This window comes from Rufibacter glacialis (assembly GCF_008271745.1).
Lineage (GTDB): Bacteria > Bacteroidota > Bacteroidia > Cytophagales > Hymenobacteraceae > Nibribacter > Nibribacter glacialis.
Window position 1 is genome coordinate 126,744 of record NZ_VKKZ01000020.1, and the last position, 25,228, is coordinate 151,971.

The 25,228-nt window shown below is 53.1% G+C and carries 21 protein-coding genes; 5 read left to right on the forward strand and 16 right to left on the reverse strand.

Annotation, left to right across the window (positions count from 1 at the left end):
- The first annotated feature begins 17 nt into the window (after positions 1-17).
- A complete protein-coding gene (locus FOE74_RS08745) occupies positions 18-674 on the forward strand; it encodes a hypothetical protein (RefSeq protein ID WP_149098229.1) in 657 nt (218 codons plus the stop codon).
- 74 nt (positions 675-748) lie between these two features.
- Here the strand turns inward: FOE74_RS08745 and FOE74_RS08750 are convergent, their stop codons facing one another.
- The 3 genes from FOE74_RS08750 to alaS form a co-directional block, all read right to left on the reverse strand.
- Positions 749-1,873 (reverse strand): TlpA disulfide reductase family protein, encoded by a 1,125-nt coding sequence (locus FOE74_RS08750; RefSeq protein ID WP_149098230.1) that lies wholly within the window; start codon positions 1,871-1,873, stop codon positions 749-751.
- Between the two features lie 18 nt (positions 1,874-1,891).
- Entirely contained in the window at positions 1,892-3,349 is a 1,458-nt protein-coding gene (gene gatB, locus FOE74_RS08755) for an Asp-tRNA(Asn)/Glu-tRNA(Gln) amidotransferase subunit GatB (RefSeq protein ID WP_149098231.1), read from the reverse strand.
- A gap of 342 nt (positions 3,350-3,691) precedes the next feature.
- Entirely contained in the window at positions 3,692-6,313 is a 2,622-nt protein-coding gene (gene alaS, locus FOE74_RS08760; RefSeq protein ID WP_149098232.1) for an alanine--tRNA ligase, read from the reverse strand.
- Positions 6,314-6,578: 265 nt separating this feature from the next.
- Here alaS and FOE74_RS08765 point away from each other — a divergent pair, with 265 nt between their 5' ends.
- From FOE74_RS08765 to FOE74_RS08775, 3 genes are all read left to right on the forward strand, one after another.
- Positions 6,579-6,917: a MerR family transcriptional regulator gene (locus FOE74_RS08765; protein WP_149098233.1), complete on the forward strand. Its 339-nt coding sequence runs from the start codon at positions 6,579-6,581 to the stop codon at positions 6,915-6,917.
- A 140-nt stretch (positions 6,918-7,057) separates the two neighbouring features.
- Positions 7,058-8,182 (forward strand): DNA-processing protein DprA, encoded by a 1,125-nt coding sequence (gene dprA, locus FOE74_RS08770; RefSeq protein ID WP_149098234.1) that lies wholly within the window; start codon positions 7,058-7,060, stop codon positions 8,180-8,182.
- 54 nt (positions 8,183-8,236) lie between these two features.
- A complete protein-coding gene (locus tag FOE74_RS08775) occupies positions 8,237-9,055 on the forward strand; it encodes an aminotransferase class IV (protein WP_149098235.1) in 819 nt (272 codons plus the stop codon).
- A 56-nt stretch (positions 9,056-9,111) separates the two neighbouring features.
- Here the strand turns inward: FOE74_RS08775 and FOE74_RS08780 are convergent, their stop codons facing one another.
- The 5 genes from FOE74_RS08780 to FOE74_RS08800 form a co-directional block, all read right to left on the reverse strand.
- A complete protein-coding gene (locus FOE74_RS08780) occupies positions 9,112-10,311 on the reverse strand; it encodes a dipeptidase (protein WP_149098236.1) in 1,200 nt (399 codons plus the stop codon).
- Between the two features lie 698 nt (positions 10,312-11,009).
- A complete protein-coding gene (locus FOE74_RS08785; RefSeq protein ID WP_149098237.1) occupies positions 11,010-12,206 on the reverse strand; it encodes a threonine synthase in 1,197 nt (398 codons plus the stop codon).
- A gap of 70 nt (positions 12,207-12,276) precedes the next feature.
- Positions 12,277-13,182: a LysR family transcriptional regulator gene (locus FOE74_RS08790; RefSeq protein WP_149098238.1), complete on the reverse strand. Its 906-nt coding sequence runs from the start codon at positions 13,180-13,182 to the stop codon at positions 12,277-12,279.
- Positions 13,183-13,217: 35 nt separating this feature from the next.
- Positions 13,218-13,580, reverse strand: coding sequence for a cupin domain-containing protein (locus tag FOE74_RS08795; RefSeq protein ID WP_149098239.1), 363 nt, complete (start codon positions 13,578-13,580; stop codon positions 13,218-13,220).
- Positions 13,581-13,890: 310 nt separating this feature from the next.
- Positions 13,891-14,217, reverse strand: coding sequence for a hypothetical protein (locus tag FOE74_RS08800; protein WP_149098240.1), 327 nt, complete (start codon positions 14,215-14,217; stop codon positions 13,891-13,893).
- A 288-nt stretch (positions 14,218-14,505) separates the two neighbouring features.
- Between FOE74_RS08800 and FOE74_RS08805 the strand changes: the two genes are divergently transcribed.
- Positions 14,506-15,987: a nicotinate phosphoribosyltransferase gene (locus FOE74_RS08805; protein ID WP_149098241.1), complete on the forward strand. Its 1,482-nt coding sequence runs from the start codon at positions 14,506-14,508 to the stop codon at positions 15,985-15,987.
- A gap of 55 nt (positions 15,988-16,042) precedes the next feature.
- On the opposite strand, the gene pncA is transcribed toward FOE74_RS08805, so the two are convergent.
- The 8 genes from pncA to pcaF all read right to left on the reverse strand — a co-directional run bounded on the left by pncA (position 16,043) and on the right by pcaF (position 25,177).
- Positions 16,043-16,654: a bifunctional nicotinamidase/pyrazinamidase gene (pncA, locus tag FOE74_RS08810; protein WP_149098242.1), complete on the reverse strand. Its 612-nt coding sequence runs from the start codon at positions 16,652-16,654 to the stop codon at positions 16,043-16,045.
- A 29-nt stretch (positions 16,655-16,683) separates the two neighbouring features.
- Positions 16,684-17,310: a peptidoglycan recognition protein family protein gene (locus tag FOE74_RS08815; RefSeq protein ID WP_225840747.1), complete on the reverse strand. Its 627-nt coding sequence runs from the start codon at positions 17,308-17,310 to the stop codon at positions 16,684-16,686.
- Positions 17,311-17,400: 90 nt separating this feature from the next.
- Positions 17,401-18,648, reverse strand: a complete 1,248-nt coding sequence (locus FOE74_RS08820; RefSeq protein WP_149098243.1) for a glutamate-5-semialdehyde dehydrogenase — start codon at positions 18,646-18,648, stop codon at positions 17,401-17,403.
- Between the two features lie 68 nt (positions 18,649-18,716).
- Positions 18,717-19,814: a glutamate 5-kinase gene (proB, locus tag FOE74_RS08825; RefSeq protein ID WP_149098244.1), complete on the reverse strand. Its 1,098-nt coding sequence runs from the start codon at positions 19,812-19,814 to the stop codon at positions 18,717-18,719.
- Between the two features lie 88 nt (positions 19,815-19,902).
- Positions 19,903-20,673, reverse strand: coding sequence for an enoyl-CoA hydratase/isomerase family protein (locus tag FOE74_RS08830; RefSeq protein ID WP_149098245.1), 771 nt, complete (start codon positions 20,671-20,673; stop codon positions 19,903-19,905).
- Between the two features lie 335 nt (positions 20,674-21,008).
- Positions 21,009-23,060: a phenylacetic acid degradation bifunctional protein PaaZ gene (gene paaZ, locus FOE74_RS08835; RefSeq protein WP_149098246.1), complete on the reverse strand. Its 2,052-nt coding sequence runs from the start codon at positions 23,058-23,060 to the stop codon at positions 21,009-21,011.
- Between the two features lie 318 nt (positions 23,061-23,378).
- Positions 23,379-23,975: an acyltransferase gene (locus tag FOE74_RS08840; RefSeq protein WP_149098247.1), complete on the reverse strand. Its 597-nt coding sequence runs from the start codon at positions 23,973-23,975 to the stop codon at positions 23,379-23,381.
- On the reverse strand, positions 23,972-25,177 hold the full coding sequence (pcaF, locus tag FOE74_RS08845) for a 3-oxoadipyl-CoA thiolase (protein ID WP_149098248.1): 1,206 nt from the start codon (positions 25,175-25,177) through the stop codon (positions 23,972-23,974). The genes FOE74_RS08840 and pcaF overlap by 4 nt, the downstream gene beginning before the upstream one ends.
- Positions 25,178-25,228: the final 51 nt, after the last annotated feature.

Consider the following 25,228-nt stretch of genomic DNA (forward strand, 5'->3'; position numbering starts at 1 on the left):
ATTTTAATTTAACCAACATGCTCCCTTCCACTCCTGACCTCCCCTTCTTGCAGCAGTTGTTCGGCCAGGATACGCTGTATGTCATTCCTGAACCAGCCGGCCTGGAGAACTTGCCCCTGACCACCACCGCTAAGGCAACACCCTCGCTGCCCAAACCCGCTAGCGGCCAGGTGGAAAGTCCTTTGGAAGAACCTGCAGTTGCTAAAGAACCCGTGATAGCGGTAAAAGAACCATTGGCCACCCCAATACCCCCCGTTCCGGCTGTTGCGCCCCAAGCCCCAGCTCCAAATATCCGCTGGCAGGGCGAAGCGGTAAAAGGCACCTATTTGTTATTTGAGGTGCCAGAACCCACCTTCCTGTCCCTGCCCCAGCATGCGTTCCTGCAGAAGGTATTGGCGGCCGTGGGCTTGAATACGGGTCAGGTGCAGTTTGGTAATCTTTCCAGATCCATAGAACATGATGTGAAAACCATTGCCGCGCAGCAACAAGCCAAACACATCCTGCTCTTCGGACAGGGGCTTCCTGTTGCGAATCTCTCCCGCATGGAATTCTACCGGATGTATAAGTTTGAGGAATCCAGGTTTGTTTTGGTAGACGCTTTGGAAGACATTGAGAAGAGTGTGGAACTCAAAAAGAAACTCTGGGATGTATTGCAGAAGATATTTCTGCCGTAGAATTGACAAAAGGATCAAAAAGAAAGGGCTGCCGTGGTAAAACGGCAGCCCTTTCTTTTTGATTTATAGGCAGCTTAGTCCAGCAAGGAGGCTAGTTTTTCCTCCAGGGCCGCCCCACGAAGGTTCTTGGCAATGATCTTTCCTTCTTTGTCTAACAGCACTGTCTGCGGAATGGCGGTAATGCCGTACAAGGTGGCGGCACTGCTTTCCCAGCCCTTCAGGTCAGAGACATTCGGCCAGGTAAGTTTGTCATTTTCAATCGCTTTCAACCATTTGGTGCGGTCCTGGTCCAGGCTGACCCCAAAAATCTCAAAGCCTTTGTCTTTGTACTTGTTGTACATGCGCACCACGTTGGGGTTCTCCTGGCGGCAAGGCCCGCACCAGCTGGCCCAGAAGTCAATCAAGACATACTTGCCGCGCAACGACGTTAAAGCCACCTCTGGTCCGGCCGGCGAAGGCAATTTAATGTCTGGGGCGGCGCTGCCTAACGCAGTACCGCGCATCTGCGCCAAGCGGGCATCCAGGGACTTCGTGTATTTGGAATTGGGGAGCGTAGATTTAAAGGCTGTGGCCATGCTGTCCACAAAAAGGAAATGCTCGTCCAGGTTCAGGATGTTGCCGGCCGTATACACAGACACCACCGACCCCGGGTTCGCCTTGACAAACGCCTTCAGTTGGTTCTGGTTTTCCTGCTGCATTTTCATGAACTGGTCCTGCAGGCGCTTCATCTCCGCTTGGTTTCCCTCGCTGGAAGCCTGCTGAAACTGCTGGTTCAAGGTAGTCGCATTCCCCTGCATGCCTTGCATGATGGTGTTGAGTTGCTGGATCAGCTCTGAGTCTTTAGACCCTTTCACGGTGTAGCTTTGCGCCACCTTACCCGAATCAGCGGTGATCTCAATGGGCTTGTTCTCCACCACCAACATGATGCCTTCCTGGTTTTCAAACCCCAGCTTATAAATGGCGGGTTCTGCCACGGTGCCTTCCATGACAAAAGTCCCGTCTTTGTTGATGTGGGCCGTGTCAAAAGGAACAAAGGCTTGCTCTCCCAGCTCATCCAAAAAGACTTTGCCGGTGGTCATGTTGTTGATTTTGCCGGTGATCCGGTAAGTTTTATTAGAGTCTCCGGTGGCCACCCCTTTTTTCTGGCAGGCGCTGATCGCGAGTAACGAGGCAGCGGCCAAGATCATTTGCTTCTTCATGTTTTTCTGGAATTGAGCCTATCTATCTAAACTCTCTTTCAATAGTTTATTCGCTATTTTAGGATCGGCCTTTCCTTTCGTCTGCTTCATGAGATCGCCCATGAACATACCCAACAAAGAGGCCTTACCTGCCTTATACTCGGCTACCTTCTGCGGGTTGGCCGCCAGTACCTGATCAATCAGGCCTTGGAGGGCGCCCTCATCAGATTCCTGCACCAGGTTCTGCTCCGTAGCCACCTGCTGGGCCGTTTTCTCCGGGTGCTCCAGCAGGAACGGGAAGATCTGCTTGGCGGCCACACTATGGCTCACCTTGTTGCTGTCTACCAGTTCTATCAACCCGGCAATCTGCTCCGGCTTCAGCGGGAAAGCCTCCATGGAAAGCGTCAGCTCGTTCAGGTAAGATTTCACCGGACCACTTATCCAGTTGGCGGCTGCTTTGTAGTTCTTGGTTTGCTGGCATAGCGCATCAAAGTATAGGGCAATCTCTTTGGTGTCGGTTAACACGCCGGCATCATAGTCAGAAAGACCGTACTCCTGGGTAAAGCGGCTGTAGAGAGCCTGCGGTAAGGCAGGCATACTTTCTTTCACGTTGTTCAGCCATTCCTCAGAAATGAGCACCGGCGGAAGGTCCGGCTCCGGGAAGTACCGGTAATCGTTCATGGTCTCCTTAGAGCGCATGCCGGTAGTGGTACCGGAGTTGGCGTCAAAGTTACGGGTCTCGGAATCCACCACGCCCCCGTTCTCCAGAATCTCAATCTGACGATCGATCTCGTGTTCAATGGCGCGCTGCACATTCCGGAAGGAGTTCATGTTCTTCACCTCCACCTTGGTCCCCCACTTGCTGGCGCCTTTCTTCATCACCGAGATGTTGGCATCGCAGCGCAAAGAACCTTCTTCCATATTCCCGTCGCAGATCTCCAGGTACTGCACCAATTTCTTGATCTGGGTCAGGTAGGCATAAGCTTCCTCTGAATCCCGGATGTCCGGCTCCGACACAATCTCAATCAACGGCGTACCGGCGCGGTTCAAGTCCACCAAGGTTTCCGTCTCCCCGGCCAAGTGCATAGATTTACCGGCATCCTCTTCCATGTGGATGCGGGTGATCCCGATGCGTTTTTCGCCCCCATCTTTGGTTTTGATGTCTAAATGCCCTTTGGTGCAGATAGGGGTTTTATCCTGCGTGATCTGATACCCTTTGGGAAGATCTGGGTAAAAGTAGTTTTTGCGGGCGTAGTAGTTCGTGCGGGTGATCTGGCAATCGGTAGCCAGACCCATTTTCATGGCCATTTCTACTACTTTTTTGTTTACACGGGGCAAGGTGCCAGGGTGGCCTAGCGTGATCACGCTCAGGTTCGTATTAGGCAGCATACCATACTCAGTGGAGTCAGCTGAATACGCCTTGCTCTCGGTCAATAACTGCGCGTGCACCTCAAGCCCAATAATGGCCTGGTACTGGGAACGGGTTTCTTCGTTCATGTTTTAGTAGCACGTATCACGTAGCACGTAACACGATTTCTGTTTTTTTGTCTATTCTTTAGAAAACAGCCCTAAATCGGTGCTTGTTTTAATCTTGTTTATTTTCCTATCCGCCGCGAGTATTAAGACCCATTCCGGAGGAGGTTTTGAGTCTCCAGACACTCTTTTTCTTCTGCCCATGGTTCCCAGTGATTCTGGAAGCCCCCTACATCTATGGTTACGAGTTCTAAAATCTTTCCAAGTGCAATGGTAGAATCAACCTCAACCCAGGGAGGTTACTGAAACCTTACAGAATTCTGAATTTGTGCTGTTTTCTTAAAAACAATCCCAAATCAGAGATTGTTATGGCAGCAATCCTTCCGCTTTGGCGAGGGCAGCATCTAAGCCTGCTACTTCTTTTCCGCCGGCTGAGGCGTAGAACGGTTGTCCGCCGCCACCGCCTTTGATCTCTTTGGCGAGTTCCTTGATCATCTGCACCGCGTTCAGGCCTTTGCCTGACACCACTTCATCTGACAGCATAACGGCCAGTTGGGGTTTTCCGTCTACTTCCGCAGCCAGCACCAACACCAGGTTGTTCACCACGCTGCGCAGGTCAAAGGCCAGCTTCTTCAGGTAGTCAGCCGAACTCACTTCCACGCGGGCAGCCAGGAAATTCAGGCCATTCACCTCCCGAACAGCAGCAGCCAGTTTCTCTTTCTGGGCCGTCACCTGCTTCAGTTCAAAGGCTTCCAGTTGCTTGCGCAAGGCGGCGTTCTCGTCCTGGAGTTTCTCAATGGCCTTGCCGAACTCTTTCTGCACACCCAGGAGCTGCTTTACTTCCTCAAACTGGGTGATTTGCTCGTCCACGAACTGCTCAGCCACATCAGCGGTCACCGCTTCAATGCGGCGTACCCCGGCGGCCACTGAACTTTCGCTCACGATCTTGAAGAACCCGATGTTCCCGGTGTTCTGCACGTGGATGCCGCCGCACAATTCAATAGAAAAGTCCCGGTCAAAGGTGATCACGCGCACAAACTCGCCGTATTTTTCCCCGAACAAAGCGGTGGCGCCTAATTGCTTGGCTTCTTCAATGGGCACGTTGCGGCGTTCATCCTTCTCAATAGATTCACGGATGCGGGTATTTACGATCTGTTCTACTTCTTTGATCTGCTCCTCGGTAACTTTGGTGAAGTGGGAGAAGTCAAAACGCAGGAGCTTATCACTCACCAAAGAGCCTTTTTGGTTCACGTGGTCGCCTAATACTTGTTTCAAGGCGGCGTGCAGCAAGTGCGTGGCCGAATGGTGCTTCTTGATGAGGGCCCGGCGCTGGCTGTCTATTCTGGCTTTGAGCGGTGCTTCCAGGTCTTTGGGCAGTTCAGCGGTAATGTGCAGGATAAGGTCGTTCTCCTTTTTGGTGTCCAGCACTTTCACGCTGCCCCCGGCAGACTCCAGAACGCCGGTGTCACCTACCTGTCCGCCGCTTTCGGCATAGAAAGGAGAGCGGTCCAGCACTACGTGGAATTCTTTTTTGTTTTTGGCCATCACCTGGCGGTACCGCACCACGCGGGCTTCCACCTCTTCGGCGTCATACGCTACCCACTCCGTCTCCGTGTCGGGTTGCAGCACCACCCAGTCGCCCTGCTCGGTTTGGGCGGCGTTGCGGGAACGGTTTTTCTGCTGCTCCATCTCGGCGGTGAAGCCGGCCTCATCCACTTTAAAGCCATTCTCTTTGGCAATAAGGGCCGTCAGATCCAGCGGGAAGCCGAAGGTGTCATAGAGTTCAAAGGCAGTTTTTCCGTCAATGGAGTTGTTGTTCGCTTTGAAGCTGTCCTGTAAAGAATCAAGCCGTTTCAAGCCATTCTCCAGCGTGCGCAGGAAAGCGTTCTCCTCTTCCTCAATCACGCGCTGCACAAAGGCCTGCTGGGCTTTGAGCTCCGGAAACACATTCGCCAATTGATCCGCCAGCACGGGCACAATAGAGTTCAGAAACGGCTTCTTGAAGTTGAGGTACGTAAACGAATACCGGACCGCGCGGCGCAGGATCCGGCGGATCACGTAACCAGCTTTGTTGTTGCTGGGCAACTGCCCATCAGCGATAGTAAAGGAAATGGCCCGTATATGGTCTGCGATCACGCGGATGGCGATGTCGGTTTTCTCGTTCTCGCCGTAGGTCACGCCTGCTTCCTTGGCAATGAACTGGATCATCGGCTGAAAGACGTCGGTGTCATAGTTGGACTGCTTGCCCTGGATGGCCATGCACAAACGCTCGAAGCCCATGCCTGTATCTACGTGTTGCGCAGGGAGTTTCACCAAAGAGCCATCGGCCTGACGGTTGAACTCCATGAACACGTTGTTCCAGATCTCCACCACTTGCGGGTGGTCATTGTTTACCAGCGTCTTTCCGTCCACCTGCGCGCGCTCTTCTTCAGAACGAAGGTCCACGTGGATTTCAGAGCAAGGACCGCAAGGACCGGTTTCGCCCATTTCCCAGAAGTTGTCCTTCTTGTTGCCCATCAAGATGCGGTCTTCGGCTATCATGGTCTTCCAGATATCAAAGGCCTCCTGGTCCATTTGCAAGTTCTCAGAAGCGTCTCCCTGGAAGACAGAAACGTACAGCCTGTCTTTGGGTAGCTTATACACCTCCGTGAGCAGTTCCCAGGACCATACCAGCGCATCATGCTTAAAGTAATCGCCAAAGCTCCAGTTGCCCAGCATCTCAAACATGGTGTGGTGGTAGGTGTCATAGCCTACTTCCTCCAGGTCATTGTGCTTGCCAGACACGCGCAGACACTTCTGCGTATCTGCCACGCGGGGCGAAGGCGCGGGTTTGTTGCCTAGGAAATAGTCCTTGAAAGGAGCCATGCCCGAGTTGATGAACATGAGGGTGGGATCGTCTTTCACCACAATGGGCGCCGACGGCACAATCTGGTGGCCTTTGGAGGCGAAGAAATCGAGGAACTGCTGGCGTATCTCGGCGGAGGTCATGTATTTAAATAATAGCTTCTAAATAGGAGGCACAAGGTCTTGTAAATGCGAAAGAAAAAGCGAATTTTTGCCTTTTCAGCGCGCACCTCGCCTAACGCAAAAGTAAGATTTTTTACCAAAATGCGGCGGAAAGGCCTAGGTTTTCGTGCTGTTTTTCAGAAAACAAGGCGAAAATGAGTTCTGAGTTCTGAGTCTTGAGTCCTGAGTCAGTTCAAGAAATCGCCAGACTCAGAACTCTGAACTCAAGACTCAGAACTTTACAGCAGTGCCCTACAAAGAACGAGACATAGAAAAACAGTACTACAGCATAGGCGAAGTTGCCGCCATGTTTGAAGTAGCCCCTTCCCTGATCAGGTTCTGGGAAACCGAATTTGACATCCTCAAGCCCAAGAAAAACAAAAAGGGGAACCGTCTCTTTTCGCCAAAGGACATTGAAAACCTGCGCTTTGTGTATCATCTGGTAAAGGAACGTGGGTATACCATTCAAGGCGCCCGCGAGATGCTCAAGACGCGGGGCGTGCAGGCCAAAGAAAAGTTTGAGATGATCCAGTCCTTAGAGAAGGTGAAGGAATTCTTGATCAGCATTAAAGGGCAGCTTCCTTAGCAGGAAGCTAGTCCTGAGTTCTGAGTCTTGAGTACTGACTTAAATCAGTACTTCAAGTACTGGAAATAGCATTGCAAGAATCAGAACTCAAATCCAAAAAACTCAGGACTCAGAACTCAAGACTCAGAACTCACCCCACAGTGTCCAACGAACTCCTTTACCAAGTGGCCTTGCCCCTGATTCCCCACGTGGGAGGCGGCACGGCACGTACGCTGGTAAAGCATTTCGGCTCTGCCGAGGCTGTTTTCGCTGCCGCCCCGGAAAAACTGAGGAAAACGCCCCGCATTGGCGAAGTCATCACCAAGAGTATTCTTCAGAGCAGGATTAACGCCTTACGGCAGGCGGAGGAAGTTATGCAACGGGCTGAGAAAGAAGAAGTACAGCTGCTGCCTTTCACGCATGCCGATTACCCGCAACGGTTGCAGCACGTGCCAGATGCCCCGCTCCTGCTGTATTACAAAGGCACCGCTGACCTGAATGCCCTTAAAGTGGTGAGCATTGTGGGTACCCGCAAAAGCACCGACTATGGCCGCCAGGTAACGGAACAGATCGTGCAGGGTTTGGTGCAGCATGAGGTACTGGTGGTAAGCGGCCTGGCCTTCGGGATTGACATTCTGGCCCATAAAGCGGCTTTGAAACATGGTTTGCCCACCGTTGGCGTCATGGCCAATAGCGTGGAGACGGTGTACCCGACTGCCCACCAGCGCGACGCGGAGAACATGCTCCGGCACGGTGGCTTACTATCGGAGTTTCCTTTCGGCACCAAGCCAGATGCCCCGCGTTTCCCTTCCAGGAACAGAATCATTGCCGGCATGGCGGATTGTACCATTGTGGTGGAGTCTACGAGCAAAGGCGGTTCGCTCATCTCCGCGGATATTGCCCATAGCTATGACCGGGAAGTCATGGCGGTGCCCGGGCCTATCACCTCAGAAACTTCTCAGGGTTGTAACCAACTCATCAGAAGCCTAAAAGCCGTACCCTATACCAAGCCCAAAGACCTGGAAGAGCTGCTGAACTGGGACAAAGCCCTCGCGCCTCGGTCCCTTTCTAAACCCGTACAGGCAGCACCTACCCTATCATTGAGTTCTTTTCCGGAGGAGGAGCAGATAATTCTTCGGGCGCTGCAACAAGCTGGCCCATTGCACATTGATGTCCTTTGCCGGCATACCAGGTTTAACATCAGCCAAGTCTCCTCCCTCTTGTTTACTTTAGAAATGAGCGGTTGGGTGAAGGCGCTTCCGGGCAAGCAGTATTTACTGGTCTAAAACGGTTTATCCAGCAATTTCTTCAAAATCCTCTTCACCTAATTCTTTCTTCTTTTGTATCTCCTCTACAACGGCCAACTACTTCAAGAAGCAGACCTGGTACTCCCCCTTACCAACCGGGCCTTTCAATACAATGACGGGTTCTTTGAGACCATGGTGCTGGACAAAGGCTTGTTAAGGTTTTGGGACCATCATCAGGAAAGGATGCAGGAAGCGGCCTCCACTTTGCAGATACTCTTGCCTGAAGCGTTAAAAGGTGATACTTTTTTGAAGCTGGTAGAGGATTTGGCCGCCAACAATGCAACGGGATTTTTGGCCAGAGTTAAATTGAAGGTATGGCGGGCCGGAGAAGGTTTGTATACACCCCAAACCCATTCCGCGGATTGGCTTTTAACCGTTCAGGCTATGCCAGCTCCTGCCTCGCAACCCCTGCAGGTAGGAATTTGCCAAACGGTAAAGACTCTGCCTTCGCCGTTTTCATCTTTCAAAGGATTCAACTCCTTGCTGTACGTCTTGGCAAGTCAAGAAAGAGCTAGGAGACAACTGGATGACCTAGTGTTGCTGGACCCTGCAGGGCATGTGGCGGAATTGACTGCCTCCAACCTATTCTGGATCAAGGACCAGCAGCTTTTCACGCCCGCCTTAGAAACCGGCTGCCTGAACGGGGTCTTGCGCCGTGCCCTCTTTGAATGGGCTTCTAAAAGCAACTATCAGATGCACGAAGGCCTTTATGAACCAGCGGCAGTATACGCTTCCGACTTTGCCTTTGCCGGGAATGTTACCGGCCTGAAGCCCATCAAGGATCTGCAAGGGCAGGCTTTGTCAACCAACCCCGATTTCCTCTCCCAATTAGAGAAAGAGCTTTTCCATTAAGGGCCAGATAGGCTTCTGGTATGTTTTCCTAAAAAGTGCTCAAAAACCTCAGAGGCTTATTTTTTGGCTACAGGCTTGGGTTCGTTTGCTTCCCAGACTCTAATAAAATTTCCTCCTAGGATTTTCTCGATGTCTTTTTTCTTGTACCCCCGCTCTAACAGGGCCTTGGTGATCAAGGGATAGGTGCTTACGTCTTCCAGACCGGCGGGAGCCGAGCTGATGCCGTCATAGTCCGATCCCAGCCCTACATGGTCTACCCCTGCTAGTTTCACCACATGGTCTATATGGTCAATGAGTAGGGAAATGGGTGGGTTAACGTTTTTAGACTCCTCCGGGTATTTTTTGAAAAGCGCCTCCCGAATGGCCATTCCACCCATGCCTTTTTTCTGGAGTTCAGAAATCTCTGCCTCATGCTTGCTGATGAATCCTTTGATGCGCTGTGAATAGCCCGGGTCCAGGAACTCAGAGAAGAAATTCAGGTGTAGTACGCCGCCGTTCTTGCCCAAAGCTTTGATCTGGTCATCTTTGAGGTTGCGTGGGTGCGGGCACAAAGCGGCGGCACAACTGTGCGACACTAAAACGGGTTTGGTGGTGGTAGCCAGTACATCCCAAAACGTCTGCTCCCCCACGTGGGACAAATCCACCAGCATGCCTATGTCATTCATGCGGCGTACCACCTGTTTCCCGAAATCATTCAAGCCTTTCTTTTGGGTGAATCCGGAAGTCTTGGTTTCATCTGCGGCCGAAGAGGCCCAGGAGGTACTGTTGTTCCAGGTGAGGGTGAGGTAACGCACGCCCCGTCCGTACAGGTGGTTCAGGTTGTCCAGGTTGTCTTCAATCATGTGGCCTCCCTCAACTCCCGTCAAAGAAGCAATCTTCTTGGCTTTCACAGCTTCCCGCATTTGGGCGGGGGAATACACCATCTGCAGCTTGTCTGGGTTGCGGCGCGCCAAAGCTTCCAGGGAATCTATCTGCTGGTTCGCGAATTTGAAGGCCCGGCCCGGGCCATAGGTCTCATCACTGAACACGGCGAATACCTGCACGTCCAGCCCTCCTTCTTTCATCCGCTGGAGGTCGGTGTGCGCTTTTCCAGTCAGATCCTGCTCCACCGAAAGGCCTTCAAAAATCACCTGAGACAACACATCATTGTGGGTGTCTACCAGAACCGCCTTCTGGTGAATGGTTTGGTAAGAACTGCTACAGGAAAAAAGGAAACCGAAAGAAAGGGCCGCTACGGGAAAGAAAGGAGCTTTCATGAAAAGAGCTAAATCGAGGAAATGGGTTTAAGCGTCCAGTTTACACAAAAACCAGGACTTCCCCAAGGAAGGTTTTTCGGGTTATTTTGAAGGAAAGGGAGAAAAGAGGAAGAGCCGCTGGGAGGGTAAAGCCTTTAACCAGTCTCAGCTGCGGATCACTTCAGGAAATGGAGGGGCTCTTTATGTTATGAATCACCAGAACATAAATCTGCCAAAACCTGACTTTCCATTACCTTTGCTTTGAAAGAGTCAGCAGGAAGATTATACATTCTTTGCCAAGGGCTACTGACCGCAAAGGCAGTGTGAAACATGAGAGACAAGGCGATGCCATTGTCTCTACGAAGGTTATCCCCTCCTTCCCACGCATTGCCCTGTTCCAGTCTTTCCTTCGCGCGCCTCGCTTTTGGCCCTGGATAGACGATGTCTAAGAGAGCAGAACGGTACAGGCCGAAAGGGCAGTGCGAGAGGGGAAGACGGGGCCTCGCGGCCGTGAGCGCACGGAGGGCCGCTATGGAACAACCCAGCATAAGGGCCTCGCTATAGGTAGTCGCTACGCCAGCAACGGCAAAAGGCATGCACTAGGTTATCTAAAGCAAAAGAAGTAAGGAGGCGTAGTTTTGGTTTTGGGCCCCTGTTAACACCAATAACGGCGAAAAATGGCGCCCTCCACAAAAGGACTCAAGACTCTAAACTCCCTCTTAATATCTTCCTTCTATATTGTCCAGGTACTTTTGGCCGGAGCCGGTATTAAGCAGAAGAACCCGTTCATGGGCCTGAAGCCATCCCTTTTTCAGGAGGTGGCGGGCAGCCATCCAGACGGCGGCACCTTCCGGGGCTACAAACAGGCCTTCCTTTCTGCTCAATTCCCGCACCCCTTCCACCATTTCTTCTTCGGTAATGGAAATGGCTGTGCCGCCCGATTGTTCCAGCACCTCTAACATCAAAGGTTCGCCTAAAGGCCGGGGAACGGCCAAGCCATTGGCCAAGGTGGGCAGACCATTGTACTGCTGTGAATTCTTTTGAAGACCAAGGAAGGTATCTACTACCGGACGGCAATTATGGGCTTGAACCGCTACCATACGGGGTAATTTAATGTCTTTGGGCAACCAACCCAAAGCAGTCATTTCCTGAAAGGCTTTCCAGATGCCTATGAGCCCGGTCCCGCCACCGGCCGGATAAAGGATCACGTCGGGTAACTGCCATTCCAGTTGCTCCGCTATTTCATAGCCCATGGTTTTTTTGCCCTCTAGCCGGTAAGGTTCTTTGAGCGTAGACACATCCAGTAGAGCTTCACCTTGGTTTAACCGACGAACCTCGGCGGCACAGTCGTTGATGAGCCCATCCAGCAGGTGCACCTGGGCGCCATACCAATAACATTCTTCTTTGAAGGCTTTGGGGGTGTGGCGGGGCATGACCACCACGGCCGGGAGATTGGCTTTGGCGCAGTAGGCGGCCATGGCTACTCCGGCATTGCCGGCTGTGGGAATGATACACCCTTCCACTCCTACTTCCAGCGCCTTTGAAATGGCCATGCTCAGACCCCGGGCCTTGAAGGAGCCCGTGGGATTCTGGCCTTCATCTTTCAGGATAAGGTTTTCAAACCCATAAGCCGCTCCCAAATTCTGCAACTCCATGAGGGGGGTAAGACCTTCGCCCAAAGAAACTTTGTTTGATTCGTCAAGCAAGGGCAACACCTCCTGGTAGCGCCACATGGTGCCTTCCCTTCCTTTCAAGGCAGTTTTTGAAAAACTCCCGTTTAAGGCGTACCGGGCCAGCAGTGGCATGTTACAGCAAGGCGACACGCGTTGCAGCACATCATGCGCATATTCCTGCCCACAGGTAGAACATGCTAAATGCGTAATGGTACTTAGGCTGGTGGCTATCTGCGCTTGCATATCTGGTCAAGGTTTACCCTGGCAAATAGGGAAAGTGCCATGAGCAAATCAAATACCCTTTTGGTATAGCCTATTCCGTTTGGAAATACTGGCGGCGCATGAACTGGATGAAGTTTTTGTAAGGGGCATTGTTTTCTGTGCCTTTCCTTTGAATGAAGTTAAACGTTCGGTGCACCTCAAACCCATTGATTTTCACCTCTACCAATTCGCCGGAGGCTAACTCTTTGACCACCGCCTGCCGGGGAAGAAAAGCCAGACAGGTGTCTACCCGCACAAAATTTTTTAAGGCTTCCGTGCCCCCTAACCTTACCCGTACCGGCAATTGGGCCAGCTTCACCCCGTGCTGCACCAAGGCATCCTCCAGCACCGCCAAAGTGCCGGAACCCGTCTCGCGCAAAGCCAACGGAATTTGGTACAGGTCTTTCAGGTCCAGGTCGTGCTTGACCAGAGGGTTGCGGGGCGAACACACCGCCACCACCTCATCGGTGAGGAAGGGTGTATAGGTCACCTGGCTGATCTTGTTGATTCCCTCAATGATGCCCAGGTCAATGTCATGGTCCAGCAGCGCTTTGAGGATGTTTTCACTGTTCCGGTTGCGCAGGCTCAGCTCTACCCGGGGGTTCTGGGTCAGGTACGCAGAGAGCACCGGGGGCAGGATATAAAGGGAAATAGTGGTGCTGGCCCCCAAAATGAGCGTGACCTTGGGCTGGAAATCCTGGCTCAGCAAAGGAAGTTCCTGGTGCAGGTCATTCTGGATCTGCTGCACCGCCTCAAGTTTATGGAAAAGCAGCTGGCCGGCGGGCGTCAGACTAATGGTATTGCCATGTCGCTCAAACAGCCCCGTCTTGTAATACTCCTCCAAGGCCTTTATCTGCTTACTGATGGCCGATTGGCTAATGTACAGGAGCTGGCTGGCTTTGGTGAAGCTGAGTTGGCGGGCAACTTCCAGGAAAACGGCGTGTTTATGAGAAATCACGGAGAAAAGTAGTTAGAGGATCCTTAACTATAGGTTCAAAGCCAATCCAAGGTAGGCTTGGTGTACTCGCTTTCTGACTGGTTACCGGTGTTTACGGTGGCAGCCGGTTCAAACAGGAGCACGCTTACCTCCTCTTCGGCCACGGGCCTATGCTCTACCCCTTTGGGCACCACCAGGAACTCCCCTTCCCGCAACTCAATGGTTTTATCCCTGAATTCAAGCTTGAGGTGCCCTTTCACCACCAGGAACAATTCATCTTCGTGTTCGTGGTGGTGCCAGACAAAGGTTCCTTTCAACTTGGCCAGTTTGACGTGCTGCCCATTCAATTCGCCCACCACCCGGGGGTTCCAGTGGTCAGAGAAAAGCTGCAGTTTTTCAGAGATATTTACTTTTTGCATGGCACAAATAGAAATTAGGTAGTGAAGGTAAACGATAGAAAGCGATTCTACTTGGCCTTTTTGGTGGGAAACTGAAAACCTGTTCTAAAAACTGTTTAAAGAAAGGATGGTAAAACCGGAAGCAGCTCTTGTTTCTGCCCCTACTGCTGCTTAAGTACCTTTCTCTTAAGCTATCTATGGCCTGTCCATGCATTTTGTCCCTACTTTTTAGAATAAGTTTAAAAACAAGGAAGCCCCACCATTTAGACAGGGCTTCCAGGTAAAAAACGAAATGTAGTTTTATTTCATACGCAAGGCAGTTAAGGTGGAATTAGATGGGGCTTCCGGTCACGGAAGTGTCATCGTGTAGCGTCCGTTGGTTTTTCCTGGAATCAGGCGATACATACATGTCATTGAACCTGGCAGTGAAGCTTTCGGCTTCTTTGTTGGAGGCACTAGGTGTGGCAGGGGGTTTGCTTTCTGAGGAACCTATGATTCTGTCCCAGAAGATAGCAACGAGGGAGAGTAAACAACCAATGGCTAAGTAGGCCAAAACCCGCATAGCCGCAGTGTCACTGTCATTGGAAGTGAACGCTATTACAAACGTACCAGCGAAGAATCCAACGGCAATCAGGGTAGATAACTGGTCTTTCTTCATGATGTCCTGTTTTTTTAAGGGTCCCTATTGCACTACATGGAAAACCCGCACTACCGGTTGTAGTGCGTAACTATTATACGATTCTTATATAGTAAAGGTATATTTTTTCTTGATAAGTTTCAATACCATTTCCATATTTCTTGACCGTTGATAAAAGAATCCATTCGGCTTTTCATGCCTCCGTAGAACCAATCAGTTCCACTAGGAAATTGGCCGGTTTCTTTGCGGCGGCCCGGAAAGGGTTTTACTTTTGCCCTTCCTCTAAAGACCCCTAAATTCAAATGCCTCATGACCATCAGCCAACGCTACCAGCTCTCCCTTACCCTGCTCACGGACATGTACCAGCTTACCATGGCCCAAGGCTACTGGAAAAAAGGCCTGGCCGAACAGGAAGCGGTCTTTCACCTGTATTTCCGGAAAAACCCTTTCAAAGGAGGCTATACCGTGTGCGCCGGCCTGGCAGATGCGCTGGACCTGCTCCAGAATTTCAAGTTCACCGAAGGGGACCTAACCTACCTTAAAGCCCTGACCGGAAGCCAGGGACAACCCCTCTTTGAGGAAGGTTTCCTGCAGCATTTGCGGGACCTCACTTTCACCTGTGATGTAGACGCCATTCCAGAAGGAACCGTGGTCTTCCCCAATGAGCCCCTCCTCCGCATCAAAGGCCCTATCCTGCAGTGCCAGTTACTGGAAACACCGCTGCTGACCATCCTCAATTTCCAAACCCTGGTGGCCACCAAGGCTGCCCGGGTGGTAGAGGCCGCCCAGGGTGATCCTGTCCTGGAATTTGGAATGCGTCGGGCCCAGGGTCCAGACGGGGCCTTATCAGCGGCCCGGGCGGCCTTTATTGGAGGCGTAGCCGCCACCTCCAACGTGTTGGCCGGCCAGTTATTCAATATCCCGGTCAAAGGCACCCACGCCCATAGTTGGGTAATGTCGTTTGAGGAGGAGCAGGAATCGTTTGCGGCGTACGCCGAGGTTTTCCCGCACGATTCTGTGTTTCTGGTAGACACCTACCATACTTTAGAGGGCATTCAGAAGGCAATTGAGGTGGCCAGGGAAATGCGCAAAAATGGGGCTGAGCTAAAGGGGATCCGGCTTGATTCAGGAGACTTGGCTTACCTGAGCATTGAAGGCCGCCGGATGCTGGACGAAGCGGGTTTCTCCCAAGTGGCCATTCTGGCCAGTAATGACCTGGACGAATACCTCATTGAAAGCCTTAAGCTGCAAGGGGCCAAAATTGATACCTGGGGCATTGGCACCAAACTAGTAACGGCCTATGACCAGCCCGCCCTGGGCGGGGTTTATAAGTTGGCCGCCCTGCGCCAGCCAAACGGGGAATGGGAGTATAAAGTGAAGCTTTCTGAACAGCTGGCAAAGATCTCTACCCCAGGAATCTTGCAGGTACGGCGGTTTTCCAAGGAGGGCGCCTTGGTGGGAGACATGATTTACTCTGAGCCTTTAGGCATTAGCCCGGCGGTTACCATGGTGCACCCCAATGACCCTACCCAGCGGAAGAACTTCACGCAGGAGTGTGTTCACGAAGACTTGCTGGTGCCGGTTTTCAAAGCCGGGGAGCAGGTATACACTTCCCCGGATCTGCGGGCTATCCAGCAACGAACGAAGGAACAATTGCAACTCCTGCATGGCACCTACCGCCGTTTCCTCAACCCCCATCTCTACAAGGTAGGCCTGGAGGAACAACTGCACGAGAAAAAATTAGCCTTAATTGTTCAGTTAAGGACTACCGCGCAAACCAAAGGAGCGTAATCCCTATTCCCGTTCCGGGCCTGCTTTAAGAAAAACAGGCCTGGAACAGGCTATATCAGGATAATAGCTCCTGACTTGAAATCACTTTCCCGCCCTTAGCCAGTAGGTCTGCTTTGGCCCGCTCAAAACCTGTAGGGTCAATGGCGCGGGTGGCATCCTGGACAAGAAATACCTGGAAATCCTCTTGCAAGGCATCTAAAGCCGAAAAATACACGCAGTAATCTGCGGCCAGACCAACCAGATAGACCTCCTGGGTGCCTTTCGCTTTCAGGTATTCGGCCAAGGCCGTGGACTTGCGGTGCCCATTGTCATAAAACCCGCTATAAGAATCAATTTCAGGGTCCATGCCTTTTCGGAAGACGGCCTCCACTTTATTCAGGTTCAGGTCCGGGGAGAACGCTGCTCCCCAGGTGCCTTGCACGCAATGGTCTGGCCACAGGACCTGGGGAAGCCCCTGGAGTACGGTTTTGGCAAACACGTGTTGGCCAGGGTGTTGCGAGGCGAAGCTTTTATGCCCCAGTGGGTGCCAATCCTGCGTGGCCACCACCAGGTCAAATTGCGGTTGCAAGGCGTTGACCACCCCAAGAATGGCATCTCCCTCTGGCACCGCCAAAGCACCACCCGGCAGGAAGTCATTCTGGATATCAATAAGAAGCAGCGTTTTCATAAGAAGAAGTCTGATTTCTGGGTATTTCCTTAGCGGGAAGACGAAACCAAAGTACGTAACTGGGGCAACATATGGTAGAGGTCAGCCCCGGGGCAGGCGGTAGAGGCGTTGTCTTTATGGCCGGAGATGTGGTCTTGGGTGATGTTCCAGCGCTTGGCCAAGGCGACCATCAGCCTCTCCAGACTTTGCCGCTGGGCCGCACTTACTTTCTCCACCTCAAAATTCCCTTCCAACACAATTAACGCGTGGCCCGTGGGGTCATAAGGCGTGTTGGAGTCGCCCACGTACTGGAGCGGGCGCCCCTCGCCTATTTCCCCGTGCACATCAATGTAGAAATGGTAGGGTATGTCGGCCCAGGGTTCTTTCATGCGCCCACCTGAAAGTTGGCTTCGCTCCATGGAGAATTTCTGCAGGGCCTGGAGTTTCGCGGCCAGGGTCCGGTCAGGGTTCTGTTTGACGGCCGTGTGGTGCAAAGTGATTTTCTTAGGGACATGCGTTTTCATGGGCAGCACCGACGGCGCCGCCCCCCATTGCGCCCGGGTCACGATGGGTACCCCTTTAGGCAAGGAAACGGTTTGGGAGGACCGGCAGGCCATAGCCAGGAAAATCAAAACGAGAAGAGGCAGGATTTTAGGGGTGTTTTTCAAAAAAGACATCGAAAAATGGCGTTTGCCAAGGAAAGGGTACAAGAAGACAATGATACCCTTTTCCGCTTGAATTTCAAATAATCGCCCTTAAACGAGGGGTTAAGAACGGGTTTGGCCGTTTCCGCGCACGATCCATTTGTAGCTGGTCAGTTCTTCCAAGCCCATTGGCCCCCGGGCATGCAGCTTTTGGGTACTGATGCCAATCTCGGCACCCAAGCCGAATTGAGCTCCATCTGTAAAGGCAGTGGATGCGTTGGCGTAGACAGCAGCGGCATCAACGCTGTTCAAAAAGGTTTCAATGGCTAAAGGGTCTTCGGCCAGAATGGCTTCACTGTGTTTAGAGCTGTGGAGGGAAATATGGTCCAGGGCGGCCGGTAGATCGGCTACGGTCTTGATGGCAATTTTGAGGGCCAGAAACTCGGTGCCGAAGTGTTCCTCCGTAGCCGGATGCAACAAGGCCGCGGGGTATTCGCCCTGTAAAGCGGCAAAGGCGGGCGCATCGGCAAAAACCTCCACCCCTGCTTCCGCTAAGGGCGCTGCCAGAAGAGGAAGATCAATCACCCGGTGTTCGTGCACCAACAGGCAATCCAGGGCGTTGCAGACACTCACCCGCCGGGTTTTGGCGTTTAAAATCACCTGGCGGCCCATTTCCAGATCAGCGGAAACATCAAAATACGTATGCACAATGCCCGCCCCGGTTTCAATAACCGGCACCTTGGCCTGCTGACGCACATAGTCAATCAACCCCTGGCTTCCCCTGGGAATCAGCACATCTACGTACCCTACCGCCTGCAAGAGGGCTTGCGTTGCTTCCCGTTCCGGGGGCAGTAAGGTAACTAACCCCGCGTCCAGCCCCTGCCGCTCCAGCACCTGGTGCAGAAGCGACACAATGGCCTGGTTAGAAAAATGGGCGTTACTACCTCCTTTCAGAAGGCACGCGTTCCCGGTTTTCAGGCAAAGCGAGAACACATCAAAGGTCACGTTGGGGCGGGCCTCATAAATCACCCCTACTACTCCCAAGGGAACCCGCACCTTGGAGAGGGAAAGACCATTAGGCAAAGATTTCTGCAGCAAGACCTGGCCCAGGGGCGAAGTCAGGGAAGCCACTTTCTCCAGATCCTGGGCCAGGTCCTGCAATCGGGCGGGTGTGAGTTTGAGGCGGTCGTAGGCCGGGTCTGCTGCCTCCATTCGGGCTAAATCCTGGGCATTGGCCTCCAGCAGGAAATCCGTTTTCTCCCGGGCCTGCGCCGCCACCTCGCGAAGAACCGCGTTTACCTGGTCTGGTGACAGGACGGCTGCTGCGCGGCTAGCCGCCAAAGCTTTTTTGAAAAAGTGGGTGTACTCCATGGGAATAAGGGCCTGGGGTGAGGTAAAGGGTGCCCCTCCGTTTTCAGGGGCTTTTTGAAAATTACTCACTAAACGCCAGCGGGGGAAGGACTAAGGAACAGGTAGTCATAATGCACGAGCGGCTTCTGTTTTTGCTGGCCCAAGCGCTCCAGGGCTTTTTCTGACCCATACTCTGCAATCCCGTACCCCAATTCGTGGTGCTGCTCATCAACCAGTTTCACGATGTCCCCTTTCTGGAAGGTGCCCTGGATCTGGACCACCCCTACCGGCAATAGGCTCACCGCTTTGGCAGTAGAACTAAGGGCCGTCTTGGCTCCCTCATTGACCTGCACCACCCCTTTGGCGAAAGTGCCCGAATGCGCCACCCACTTCTTTTTACCGGACCGTGATTTATCTGGGCTGAACCGCGAATGTTCCAGCTCCCCGTTTAACAGAAGGCGCAGGACATGTTCGGTTTTACCATTGGCGATGTGCACGGGTATGCCCAATTGCGCCACCTTGCGGGCCATAGAACATTTGGTGAGCATGCCCCCGCGCCCAAACTGTGACCGTTGCGCCGTCACAAACGGGACAAAACTAGCCGACGAGGCATTTATTTCCTGAATCACCTGGCTACTGGGGTCTTTGGGGTCACCGTTGTATATGCCGTTCACGTTGCTCAAGATCAGCAAGGCGTCGGCGTTGAGCATAGAGGCGATGAGGCCCGCCAGTTCGTCGTTATCGGTGAACATCAGTTCGGTGACCGAGACCACATCGTTTTCATTCACCACCGGGATAACGCTGTTCTGGAGCAACACCTGAAAGCAGTTCTTCATGTTCAGGTAATGCCCCCGGTCCCGGAAGTCTTCTTTGGTCACCAGCACCTGGGCGCAGGTAAGGTGGTGCTGGCCGAAGAGCTGGGCGTACGTATTAATCAACTTCACCTGCCCCACAGAGGCCAGCAACTGCCGCGAACTAACGGCATCGGTTTTCTCTGGGGTACCTAAAAGGCTTCGGCCGGCAGCTACGGCCCCGGAAGAAACCAGAATCACCTCCTTGCCTTCCTTTTTCAAGGCAGCGATTTGGTCCACCAGATGCTGCATGCGGGCTTCATCTGGCAGGCCATTCCCCTGGGTGAGCACGTTGGAACCGATTTTGACGATGATTCTTTTATAGGCGAAGGCCATGTTACTTTTCCTCTCTAGAAAAAGTAATTTTAAGGAAATATCATCAAAAGACCTAAAGCCTTATCAAGTTTATGCCTTGATTAGCAGTTTATCTGCTACTTTTCTTAAAACCCTGGATAAACGACCGGGTAAATTCAGATAACACCAAGGTACCACTGATGCCGGCGCGTTCCACCAGCAACTGTTCCCAATGCTCTGTCCCCTGCCAGAAAACTTTTTTTAAGGCAGACAGGGCCTCTGGGTTATAGCTGGCTAGTTTCTGCGCGAAGGCCAACACGGCGGCATCCAGTTCCTCTACCGTCTCATACACCTCGGCGTACAAGCTTTTTTCCTTCGCCCAGGCGGCACTTCTGAATTCAGTGGCATCCAAGGCCAATTGAGAGAAAGCCGATACCCCTATCTTGCGTTCTACCGCCGGCCCCACCACAAACGGACCAATGCCCACGGCAATCTCACTCAACTTCACCGCCGCGTGCTGGGTGGCAAAGCAATAGTCGGTGGCAGCGGCCACGCCTACCCCGCCGCCAATGGCCTTGCCCTGCACCCGGCCCAGGATAATTTTAGGGGAAGTGCGGCATGCATTGATCACTTTCGCAAAACCAGAGAAAAAGGCAAACCCCTGTTCCTTGTCTTCAATGAAAATGAGTTCATCAAAAGAGGCCCCGGCGCAGAAGGTCCTTTCCCCTTCGCTTTTCAAAACCACCACCTTCACCCGCTCCTCTTGCCCAGCTTGGGTAATAGTTTGAGCTAACTGTTGTAAAAGGGCTCCGGGCAAGGAGTTATGGGAAGGATGAAAGAACGTGATAGTACCTATTCCTGCTTCGTCAATGGCAAGGGTTACGTGGCCGGCTTCTGTCATTTTAGGGTGTATTTTTTTACTTTTTATCCTTAAGTTTTACTAGTGCGAGTCTGAAGATTCGCGCCTGGGGATGATGGGTCGTCTATGACTACCCTCGCTGCATCAGCAGCGACATTACGTTTAGTGGATCTGAAGGATGCGAAGGTAGCTTTCGCCGTTTCTGGAGGATCGCCCCAACCTCAGTCACGAAACCAGAGTCTCGCGCCAAAGAAAGAGGATCCCGTTTTAGAACTGATTTCACCAAAACAGGTCAAAATCGAAATTTTACCTTGGAAAGGAGGCATCTTCACATCTTCCAATCTCCAAACCTTCAAATTTCCTCATCTCCAAATCTATCACCCCTGATCCCGCTTCTTCACCATGGTCATGATGGTGGCAATGGCCACAGTTTCGCCGGTTTCATCGGTGACGTCTACAAGCCACTTCACAATGCCTTTAGCTACGTCTTCCTCATTGCGTTTCTCCTGGGCCACTTTTTCTTTTACCGTCAGTTTTACCCCAATGGTCATGCCTGGATAAACGGGTTTGGTGAAGCGGCAATTCTCCAGGCCATAGTTCAGCAGTACCGGACCTTTTTTGGGGTCCACGAACATACCGGCGGCTTTGGATAGGATGTAGTAACCGTGGGCTACCCGACCGGTGAACAAAGTGCCTTCCAACGAGGTGGCGTCAACGTGCGCATAGAAGTGGTCGCCCGAAACGTTGGCGAAGTTGGTGATGTCAGCTTCGGTAACGGTATGGCGGTGGGTCACCCAGGTCTCCGAGATCTCCAGTTCCTCAAAATGCTTCCGGAACGGGTGGACGTCTTTCTCTATCTGCTTCGCCCCTGGCTGGTACACCCCCGTAATGGCCGTGATCATGGTGGGCGATCCCTGGATGGCGGTGCGCTGCATGAAGTGCTTCACGCCCCGGATACCGCCCATTTCCTCGCCACCCCCGGCCCTCCCCGGCCCCCCGTGGATGAGCATAGGCATGGGAGACCCGTGCCCAGTACTTTCCTTCGCGCAGGAACTGTCCAGTACCAGAATACGCCCGTGGTGAGAGGCTGCGCCGATGGCGAATTCCTGGGCAACGGCGGGATCAGCGGTGGCGATGGAGGCCACCAGAGAGCCTTTGCCCAGTTTGGTCAGTTCAATGGCTTCCCCCAGGTCTTTATAGGGCATCAGCGTGGCCACCGGCCCGAAGGCTTCTACGTCATGGGTTGCCGTAAAACGGAACGGCTCTGGGTTCAGCATCACAATGGGGGAGATAAAAGCGCCTTTCTCCTGGTCCGCCCCAATGAGGTTCACCTTGTCCAGGTCGCCATAGACGATGGGCGTTTGTTTGGCCAGTTCCTTCACCTGCTCACGCAGCTTCTTGAGTTGCTCACGGCCCACCAAAGCGCCCATCCGCACTCCTTCGGCCTGCGGATCACCAATGGCGGTTTTGGCTAATTCCCTGCCCAAGGCGATCTGCACGTCCTCTACCAGATTCTCCGGCACAATAGCGCGCCGGATGGCCGTACATTTCTGTCCGGCCTTGCCGGTGATCTCCTTGCGGATCTCCTTGATAAACAAATCAAACTCTACCGTACCGGGTACGGCGTCTTCACCTAACACCGAGCTGTTTAGGGAATCCGCTTCCATGGTGAAGGGGACGGCTTCCTGGATGAGCCGTGGGTGGGCCTTCAGTAACCTGCCCGTATGGGCTGAACCGGTAAACGTGACCACATCCTGGTAGGTGAGGTGGTCCAGGATGCCTTCGCCAGAACCGGTTACCAGTTGCAAGGCTCCTTCGGGCAAAAGCTTGGAATGGATGATCTCGCGTACCACTGCCTCGGTAAGGAAAGCGGTAATGGGTGCAGGCTTCACAATGGCCGGCATGCCTGCCAGTAGGTTCACGGCAATCTTCTCCAGCATACCCCAAACCGGAAAATTATACGCGTTGATGTGCACCGCCACGCCTTCTTTGGGAACCAGGATGTGGTGCCCCATGAACGTGCCACCTTTTGACAGGCCAATGGGTTCATCCTCCACGTAATACGGCTTATCAGGGAATTGCCGACGCAAAGAGGCATAGGCGAACAGGTTCCCGATGCCGCCTTCAATGTCCACCCAACTATCAGCGCGGGTGGCCCCGGTGCGGAAACTGAGATGGTAGAAATCTTCTTTGCGGTCCAGGAGGTGCAGCGCCAAAGCCTTGAGCATGCGGCCCCGCTCTTGGAACGTCATTTTACGGAGGGCTTTGTTTCCTTTTGCGCGGCCGTATTCCAGCATAGCTTCAAAATCAACCCCGCCGCTGAAGGCTGTGTAAATATGCTCGCCAGTGACGGCGTCCAAGATCTCGCTTTCTTTGCCAGAACCGGGCATCCATTGCCCCATGGCATAATTCTGCACTACTGCGGTCATATTGGTAGTTGTTAGTTGCTTGTTGTTAGTTATTAGTAATTAGTCTCTTTCACCATCCTTCATCCGCTTAAGCTCACTCTTTAACTGTCATCCTGAAAGGATTTTGTGGCAAATGGTAAAGGCACAAAATCAAAGTTATTCTAGTACGCCCACAAGATCCTTCCAGGATGACAAAGGGAGGGCTTGGCCAGGAGGTGCATTTTAAACCTGATTGTGCGAAAAAGGCCAAAAAATATCCTGCTTCCAGAGAATAGCTGCTCTACTATGCGACTATCTTCAGGTTCGCCCACCTCAAGCAGGTGGCTTTAACCTCTCTTGTTACTCCCCTTTCCGCTCGTTCCAGGTCTGGTAATGGGAGGCCTGCTTCTTCCGGTTCTCAGGTGCTTCGCGCAAAGGCTCACAAGGTTTCAGGGAGGCATGGCAATCAGCCGGGAGCTGCATGTAAATCTGGGTACCTTCGGTTTTCCAGGCCAGCATCTCGTCGGTTACCTGCTTCACTATTTTATGCGGATTGCCCACCACCACACTGCGCGGCGGGATCTTTTCATCGGCCCGTACAAAACACAGCGCCCCCACTACGCATTCATCTCCAATTTCTACCCGGTCCATCACCACCGCGTTCATGCCCACCAGCACGTTCCGACCAATGGTGGCCCCGTGGATGATGGCGCCGTGCCCAATGTGCGCCATTTCTTTCAGGTGCACGGTGGTGCCGGGGAACATATGAAGGGTGCAGTTTTCCTGCACGTTACAATTGTCTTCAATGATGATCTCGCCCCAGTCGCCCCTGATGGCTGCGCCCGGACCCACGTACACGTTTTTCCCAATGGTCACATTACCCGTTACTGTGGCCTGCGGATGCAGGAAGGCACTCTCGTGCACTACCGGGATATAGCCGTTAAATTCGTAAATCATACCCGTTCAATGATGGCGGCGTACCCTTGCCCCACGCCCACGCACATGGTCACCAGCGCGAAGCGTTTCTGCTGCCGATGCAGTTCCAGCGCCGCCGCGTTCAAGATTCGGGCGCCGCTCATGCCCAGCGGATGCCCTAGGGCAATTGCGCCGCCGTTCGGGTTGATGCGCGGATCATGGTCGTCAAGGCCCAAGCCGCGGGTACAAGCCAATACCTGTGAGGCGAAGGCTTCGTTGATCTCAATCAAATCCATGTCTTTCATGGTGAGGCCGGCTCTTTTGAGCGCCATTTCGGTGGAAGGCACTGGTCCGAAGCCCATGTACCTGGGTTCCACCCCGGCCGCGCCCATCGATACAAAACGGGCTTTAGGGGTGAGGTTGAATTGCTTCAAGCCTTCCTCAGAGGCGAACAGCAAGGCCGCGGCCCCGTCGTTCAACCCGGAGGCATTGCCGGCGGTGACGGTGCCTTCTTTATGGAAGGCTGGTTTCAGCTTAGCCAGCACCTCCAGGGTGGTGGTGGGTTTCAGGAATTCATCCTGGGCAAACAGCTTGGGCTCTCCCTTCTTCTGCGGAATGCTGACTGGTACTATCTCCTCAGCAAAAATACCGACTTCCTGGGCTTTGGCCGCTTTCTGCTGCGACCAGACTGCAAACGCATCCTGGTCTTCGCGGGTGATGCCTTCGCGGCGGGCCAGGTTCTCGGCTGTCTCGCCCATGCCATCGGTACCAAAGACCTCGTGGATTTTAGGGTTCACGAACCGCCACCCGAAGCTGGAGTCAAACATCTGGGCATCGCGGCCGAAAGGCGTGCTGGTTTTGGAGATCACCCAAGGCCCCCGGGTCATGTTCTCCAGGCCGCCGGCCACGTACAAATCCCCGTCGCCGCACTGGATGCCCCTGGCCGCCGCCACCGCCGCCGACAGGCCCGAGGCGCAGAGGCGGTTCACGGTTTCACCGGGCACAGAAAACGGCAACCCCGCCAATAGCAAGGACATGCGCGCTACGTTGCGGTTGTCTTCGCCAGCCTGGTTCGCGCAGCCCAAGACCACCTCGGCAATGGCGGTAGGGTCAGCAGTTGGGTTGCGTTTCATCAGTTCCTGGATAACCAAGGCTCCAAGGTCATCGGGCCGCACAGTGGCCAAAGACCCGCCAAAATTCCCGATGGGGGTCCGGATGCCGTCTACTAGATATGCTTGCTTCATTTGGATTCGGTTTCTGTGATTGCTGCTTTAAGCCTACTTTTCTAAAAGCAG

Coding starts and splice junctions, on each gene's coding strand:
- FOE74_RS08840 (WP_149098247.1), bottom strand. CDS start 23,975: ATGATTTACGAATTTAACGGCTATATCCCGGTAGTGCACGAGAGTGCC.
- FOE74_RS08820 (WP_149098243.1), bottom strand. CDS start 18,648: ATGGAGTACACCCACTTTTTCAAAAAAGCTTTGGCGGCTAGCCGCGCA.
- FOE74_RS08780 (WP_149098236.1), bottom strand. CDS start 10,311: ATGAAAGCTCCTTTCTTTCCCGTAGCGGCCCTTTCTTTCGGTTTCCTT.
- FOE74_RS08800 (WP_149098240.1), bottom strand. CDS start 14,217: ATGAAGAAAGACCAGTTATCTACCCTGATTGCCGTTGGATTCTTCGCT.
- FOE74_RS08805 (WP_149098241.1), top strand. CDS start 14,506: ATGACCATCAGCCAACGCTACCAGCTCTCCCTTACCCTGCTCACGGAC.
- FOE74_RS08815 (WP_225840747.1), bottom strand. CDS start 17,310: ATGTCTTTTTTGAAAAACACCCCTAAAATCCTGCCTCTTCTCGTTTTG.
- paaZ (WP_149098246.1), bottom strand. CDS start 23,060: ATGACCGCAGTAGTGCAGAATTATGCCATGGGGCAATGGATGCCCGGT.
- pcaF (WP_149098248.1), bottom strand. CDS start 25,177: ATGAAGCAAGCATATCTAGTAGACGGCATCCGGACCCCCATCGGGAAT.
- FOE74_RS08785 (WP_149098237.1), bottom strand. CDS start 12,206: ATGCAAGCGCAGATAGCCACCAGCCTAAGTACCATTACGCATTTAGCA.
- FOE74_RS08830 (WP_149098245.1), bottom strand. CDS start 20,673: ATGACAGAAGCCGGCCACGTAACCCTTGCCATTGACGAAGCAGGAATA.
- pncA (WP_149098242.1), bottom strand. CDS start 16,654: ATGAAAACGCTGCTTCTTATTGATATCCAGAATGACTTCCTGCCGGGT.
- proB (WP_149098244.1), bottom strand. CDS start 19,814: ATGGCCTTCGCCTATAAAAGAATCATCGTCAAAATCGGTTCCAACGTG.
- FOE74_RS08750 (WP_149098230.1), bottom strand. CDS start 1,873: ATGAAGAAGCAAATGATCTTGGCCGCTGCCTCGTTACTCGCGATCAGC.
- FOE74_RS08795 (WP_149098239.1), bottom strand. CDS start 13,580: ATGCAAAAAGTAAATATCTCTGAAAAACTGCAGCTTTTCTCTGACCAC.
- gatB (WP_149098231.1), bottom strand. CDS start 3,349: ATGAACGAAGAAACCCGTTCCCAGTACCAGGCCATTATTGGGCTTGAG.
- alaS (WP_149098232.1), bottom strand. CDS start 6,313: ATGACCTCCGCCGAGATACGCCAGCAGTTCCTCGATTTCTTCGCCTCC.
- FOE74_RS08745 (WP_149098229.1), top strand. CDS start 18: ATGCTCCCTTCCACTCCTGACCTCCCCTTCTTGCAGCAGTTGTTCGGC.